Consider the following 6,327-nt stretch of genomic DNA (forward strand, 5'->3'; position numbering starts at 1 on the left):
CGTAATTCCGTTTACGCGTTGAATGTTTATTAAATGGCCACAGCGCCGGCCGCCAAGAAATGCGCCGTCGTTTTACCGTTGAGGTTGCGTGGCAACGCCTCATGAAAACTGACAACGTCGGGCACCATGTACCAATCCAACTGCTTGGCGCAGTACCGGACCAGCGCGTCACCCGACAACTCACAGCCTTTTTTCAGGACCACACAGGCCTTGGGGACATGCCCTGCAACCTCATCCGGCAGAGGGATCACGACGACCTCGCTGACGGCCTCGTGCGAGAGGATGACCTGCTCGATTTCCCTGGGGTTGACCTGAAACGTGCGCCGGGTGAAGACGTTGTCCTTGCGGCCGACGAAATACAGGTACTGCTCACTGTCCATCCTGAACAGGTCACCGGTGAAATAGACCCGCGCCTCGCCGAACAGATCGTTTCTGAGCACACGCCGGGTCAGCTCCGGTTTGTTCCAGTAACCAAGCATTACCAGATCGCCAGCGACGACCAGTTCGCCCACCCGATCTGGCTGGGTGATACGTTGCAGCTCTTCGTCAACGAGGAAAACCCTGACCCCGGAAATCGGCTTGCCAACCGACCCGGGACGTTGATCGAGCTGCTCCGGCGGAAGATATGCGACCCGCTTGCACTCGGTCAGGCCATACATGGAGTAAACGGCAACACCTGGAAGGAACGCTCGTAATTGACGTATATGTTTGGGCGGCAACGCTTGCCCGCTGCTGGCGATGTACTTCAGGGATTTGAATACTTCGACTTGAAATGCGTCCGGTTCGGCCTGCAACAGGAAGTGAACGGCGGGCGGCAGGATATGCATCGCGGTGATGCCATGTTGCCGAATCAGCTCAAGCATCTGTTCGGGCCGTTCAGGCAGCGCATTCTCGGTCACCGAGCGACCGCCTCCGAGCAACGGCATCATGATGTTGTAGAAGCCATAATCGAAATGCAGGGGTGAGAAATTCAGTACGACCGCGTCCTCGAAGTTGCCCAGATAGCTGGACACTGCGTCGTAGGCCGCCAGCATGTTGCGGTTGCTGACCGCGACGCCCTTGGCGTCCTTCGTCGAGCCGCTCGTGTGGAAAATCACGCAAACCTCGGCACCGTTCAGCGCCCCGTCGCACACAGGGAGCACCTCGTTCAAAGCATCGAATCCAGTGGTGCGCCACTGGCCCGGGCTGAATCGCTCGCCCATGTGCAGGACGAACTGTAGATCGACCTTCCCGGTCAGTTCATCGAGGCTTGCACCCGCCGGTACGATCAGGGTCTTTGCCTTGATATCGTTGAGCTGATGAATGAGTTTTTCGGCGGAAATGCCGTAATGCATCAGGACCAGCACGAACCCGGCCTTCATCACGCCGAGCGCACAGGCAATCGTTTCGAGGGAAGTAGGCGCATGCAATGCGACCCGGTCCCCCGCCGTCATCCCCGTTGCCAGCAACTGCTGAGCCACTGCGCCAGCCAGCTCATCCAGCTCAGCGTAAGTGAGCTGCTGCCCGGCAACGGTCAGTGCGATTTTCTCTGGCGTAAGCTCGGCGTGGTCTTTCACATAGTGATGAAAAGGTCTCATTGGGCTACCTCGTTGCCATCCACCAGAGGCTCTTCGCCCGTGTTCGCGTTGGCAGCTTCATTGTCCTTGGGAACGAGCAATACAATCGCACCGACGATGACTTCAAAAATCCCGCTACCAACGATGACCATGCCGGTTTCGAACCGCGCATAAAGTGCCGCACCGCAGGCCCCGGCAATCAGAATGGAGGCACCCAGCGCGGCAAAGCGCAACCTTGCCAGCCCGGCGATCTCGCTTTGCCTGAACGTGGTTTGAATCAGCAGAATGAATGAGATGTCGATCAGCGGCCCGCCGAGTGCGGCCAGGCCGGCGCCGAACATCATCCCGGCCAGGACGTACTCGGCTGGCAGATACATCACCGCCACCCCGATGGTCGCTATGCCCAGGCCATTGACCACGGAGCCGAAGGTAAAGCCACCATACAGGCGGCGGATATGCAGGTTACCGACGACAAAAATAGAGATCAGGTTGCCGCAGCCATAGGCGCCCATGATCAGCCCGTAGGCGGCAAAGCCCTGTACACCGAAGCCCTGGATGTCGTACTTGACCACGGCCAGCGCCATGCCGATGGAAATGCCCAGACTCCAGGCGACGTTACCCAACCCGGCACACACATACACCGCCTGCATCTGCCGACGACCGACAAGGCTGCGCCAACCGGCAGTGAAGGCGGCACGCCGGCTCGTCACCTTGATCGGTTGACGAGGCAATGCCTTGCTCAGCTTCATCACCGCCCAGGCCGAGATCAGGAACGTCAGGCTATTGAGGGTAAACAGATGTTCAAGCGGAATCAGCAGCGTAATGGCCGCGGCCAGCATCGGCCCGATCACCCGAGCTACCCGGATGATCGCGTCGAACAGCGCGTTGACGGCCTGCAACTGGTCCGGCGCCGCGACAATGCGTGGCAAGCTGGCGCGTAAGGCCGGTTCGAACAAAGAGTTGACGATCATCATGAGCATGACTGGCACCGCCAGCATCCACAGGCTCATGATGCCCAGCGCCCAGGCCAGCATCGGAATCAGGGCGAGCCCGGCCCGCGCCAGGTCGGCACCGATCATTGTGCGCCGATGGTCCCAGCGCTCGGCCCAGATCCCTCCCAGCAACGCACCCGCCAGCGCCGCGCCGCCGCGCAACGCACTCAACCAACTCGCATCGGTACCGGCGATCTGCACCGCCATCCAGGCGACGGCGATCGCGAACAATTCGTCGCCGATCGAAGATAGCGCCAGCCCTCCCCACAACAATGCCACAGGCCGCTGAAGCAACGGTCTAAACAACTTCATATCATCAATTCCGCACATGAAGACCCATCACACAACGGACCTGTAAGACCACCCTTATCAGCGTATAAACGTCGAAGCCGGGTCTACTCCAGTGTTGGCAACTTTGTCAGTGATTCGAATAAACTTCACCAGCGCGCAACAACCAAGATGCATCATCCGGTGAAGTACCAGATGAGTTCCTTCAAGGTTGCGAACTACCGAACGGAAAGTTCATTACTCAATAAGAGGAGGCGTTCTTATTATTTATCGAATGACGTTCAGTGCCCACAAGAGGAGGATTGAAAACACTGACCAGGATGAGATCCGTGAACTTTCCACCCCGCAGATAGTGACGATCATGCTTGTCCAATACATACATATCTCCTGGGCGAATCGGATGAACCGTGCCATCCATATCCTCAATCTCCCCTTCACCGGCAATGCAATAGCAGGCCTCAAGATGATTGCGATAATGAAGAAAGGACTCCGTGCCGGCTCGAACCACTGTGTGGCAGATAGTAAAGCCGATGCCATCCATCTCCGTTAGCAAACGGTGGCTGGTGCCTGCCCCCCACTCGACAAAAAAATCGGTTTTTTCGACATCAGAGATACTACGGACAAACATATTCAGCTCCTTATGAATATATAGACGACTGCATCAAAGTTCCGAGGCGGCCTGAGCAGCCATGCCGGAAGCGCCACAGGCAAGCCCACACATGACAAGTGTCCAGCCGACCACTTGAAGTGCATTTATATTTACAGATAGCGCTGTCTTTCGCAAAACCGAATAAACTTAATACCTGACTCAGGATACAAAATAATCAAATAACAAGATAAGCAGAATGCACCCTGCAGAAAAGCAGGGTATAGAGTCGCGGGACGTAGGATGTACACACTGCGTGTGTCACTATGGCGAGTTAGTCATTCCCTGACCCTATTGTTTCCTGTAGCCAACGTTAACTACGCCCGAATAGTACGCGTGCAACTTTTAGGGTGTCAACGAGTTTTTCTTATGTAGCCCACACTAAGACGAGTGAACTATTCGAGCGCCGCCCGTGACATTTCAGTTACAAAACTCCAAGAAAGGATATAACAGCCACTATATTCTCTATCAAAAAGCGATAAGAAGTTAATATACACGGTCAGCTCTTTATATTTCGGACACTACTTCAAACCGCCAGATTCCAAAACCTGCACAGCTACCCGAAACCTGACGACGGACCGCAACGCAGCCTCGTCACTGTGCACCCTCTTCGCGTGAGCCAGCCGCTCCACCGAAGAAAGCTCGGGATGAGAGATCGACAACTCCGAAAGCCCTGGGAACCTTCCCCGGGCTTTTTCGTTTGTGCGTCGCTTTTGCATTTCTGTGCGACAGATCTCACTTCAGGGACTCCCGTACCACTTCCTCATGGTGTTAGTTTGGAAATGTTTCTGTCTCATCGATCAGAAATCTCTCACAAACCACCTGCAAAGGAATGCCACCAGCAATGGACTTTTCACTCAAGCACCTGGCCGCGACAACCTTGATGCTGGCCAGCCTTTCGGCGTTTACCACGTCAGCTCACGCCAACATCACACCGCTACAGAGCGCGACCATCCTCAAGACATTCAATGACGCATCAGTCACGGATTTCAGGCAGTTCCTGGGCAGCCTGGCCAAGAGCGACCTAGCCAAAACCGCCGACTTCGGCCCGGCAATCAGTGCCTTCCAGGGCAACAAGCCCCTTTCCCCTGAACAGCAGAACGAGATCCATCGCCTGCTTGGCATCTATGCGCGGGTGAAGTACGGCAGCGCTGCCACCGAGACCCTGCGCGAACTGGTGGCAATCCCGACCTTCCGCGTGGAGGGTGTTGCCCAGCACGAGAATCCCGAATTCATCAAGATCGCCGACAAACTCAAGGGCCTTGCCGAAGCTTTCAACCTGAACTTTCGCAACATCGACAACCGCGTCTATGAAATCTCCCTCGAAGGCGGTGGCGATGAAATCGTGGGCATTCATGCACATGCCGATGTGGTGCCCGTAACTCCGGAGAACTGGGTCCTGAAAGACGGCACCCGACTTGATCCGTTCAAGGTCACCCTGGTCGGCGACCGCATGTATGGCCGGGGCACCGAGGATGACAAGAACGGCATCGTGGTGGCGCTCTATGCCATGAAGATCATCAAGGAAGAGAAGCTGCCACTGGCGAGGAATTTCAAGCTGCTGGTAGACACCACCGAGGAAACCACTGGCGACGCCATCCCCTATTACTTCGAACACAACCCGACGCCCAATTACAACCTGGCGCTGGATGGTGGCTACCCGGTGGTGATTGCCGAGAAAGGCTACGGCACCGTCATGGCGACTTTTGCCCGGCGTGCCGCAGAGGGCAAAGGCGCGGAAATCACTTCAATGACCGGCGGCCTGGCCACCAACCAGATTCCATCGACTTCGGTCGCCACCCTGGTGAGTGACAAGCCTGCCGAATTGGCCGCCAGCCTGCAGAAGGCCGGTACCGATTATGCCAAGCGCAATGGCGGCAACTTCGAGGTGACCGCCAAGGTCGTCGACAAGGAGGTCAAGCTGACGGTCACTGGCGTTTCCGCCCACTCCTCCGAGCCCGAGTCAGGCGTCAACCCGGTGGCAAGGATGCTGGGCTTGATCAACAGCCTCGACGGTAAGGTCGCGCTCAAGCACAACCACATTACCGACGCTGCCCGCTATGCTGCCGACAACTGGGGGCTGGACTACCTGGGTGGCAAATTGGGGGTTGGCTTTTCCGATGCCTTCATGGGGCCGCTGACCACTTCCCTGACCTATGTCGGGATGGATGACAAAGCCTTCAAACTCGCGGTCAACTTGCGCGTGCCGGTCGGCAAATCCCCGGAGGCGCTCAAAACCGAAATCGCCGAAAAACTTGGCGCCTGGAGCAAGAAGACCCACATTGCCGCGGCCTTCAACTACTCGATCGCCGAGCCGATGCACCGCAACCCTGAGGGTGAATGGGTCAAGGCCCTGCTGGCCGTGGCCAGTGAAAACCTTGGCATGGAACACACGTTCGGCACCTCCGCCGGCGCCACCTCGGTCCATGAACTGCCCAATGGCGTGCAGTTCGGTCTGGCCAGGCCCGAGGTCAAGTACACCGGCCACACCGACAACGAGTTCAAGACTGTCGACCAGTTCCTGCTGGACCTGCAGATCGTGACCGAGATGATGGGGCGCGTCGGGCAGTTGCCGAAGCTCTGATCCGCCTTTCGGGCCCGCTGCTCTGGCGGGCTACCAACGCCATGAAGACCGGGGGCTCTTTTTTCAATCCTGACAACAAAATAACGCGTAAAAAAAACGCCACTCATTGAGTTAATGCTGTTCACTTAAGCAACTTCAGCCGCGAGGCATTCTTTGTAGCAGCTGCCGAAGGCTGCGTTCGGCTGCGAAGCAGTCGTGAGTCCGGCTGCCATGGTGTACCTGACACACCGCGATTGCTGAATTTACGGCTGCTTCGCAGCC

At 56.9% G+C, this 6,327-nt stretch carries 4 protein-coding genes; 1 reads left to right on the forward strand and 3 read right to left on the reverse strand.

Translation table 11 applies throughout. The features are described from left to right. Positions 1–29 precede the first annotated feature (29 nt). The 3 genes from AC1DIG_RS22355 to AC1DIG_RS22365 form a co-directional block, all read right to left on the reverse strand. Entirely contained in the window at positions 30–1,556 is a 1,527-nt protein-coding gene (locus AC1DIG_RS22355) for a class I adenylate-forming enzyme family protein (RefSeq protein WP_477769058.1), read from the reverse strand. Between the two features lie 17 nt (positions 1,557–1,573). Next, a complete protein-coding gene (locus AC1DIG_RS22360; protein WP_477769059.1) occupies positions 1,574–2,860 on the reverse strand; it encodes an MFS transporter in 1,287 nt (428 codons plus the stop codon). A gap of 217 nt (positions 2,861–3,077) precedes the next feature. Next, positions 3,078–3,464 carry an ectoine synthase gene (locus AC1DIG_RS22365; RefSeq protein ID WP_477769060.1) on the reverse strand — a complete coding sequence of 129 codons (387 nt, stop codon included), beginning with the start codon at positions 3,462–3,464 and terminating at the stop codon, positions 3,078–3,080. Positions 3,465–4,326: 862 nt separating this feature from the next. Between AC1DIG_RS22365 and AC1DIG_RS22370 the strand changes: the two genes are divergently transcribed. Beyond that, on the forward strand, positions 4,327–6,066 hold the full coding sequence (locus tag AC1DIG_RS22370) for a dipeptidase (RefSeq protein ID WP_477769061.1): 1,740 nt from the start codon (positions 4,327–4,329) through the stop codon (positions 6,064–6,066). Positions 6,067–6,327 lie beyond the last annotated feature (261 nt).

The sequence above is a fragment of the Pseudomonas sp. 05N431 genome, from assembly GCF_056397005.1.

Bases quoted from the DNA above. Each gene is read 5' to 3' on its own strand.
- AC1DIG_RS22360 (WP_477769059.1), bottom strand. From the start codon at position 2,860: ATGAAGTTGTTTAGACCGTTGCTTCAGCGGCCTGTGGCATTGTTGTGG.
- AC1DIG_RS22365 (WP_477769060.1), bottom strand. From the start codon at position 3,464: ATGTTTGTCCGTAGTATCTCTGATGTCGAAAAAACCGATTTTTTTGTC.
- AC1DIG_RS22370 (WP_477769061.1), top strand. From the start codon at position 4,327: ATGGACTTTTCACTCAAGCACCTGGCCGCGACAACCTTGATGCTGGCC.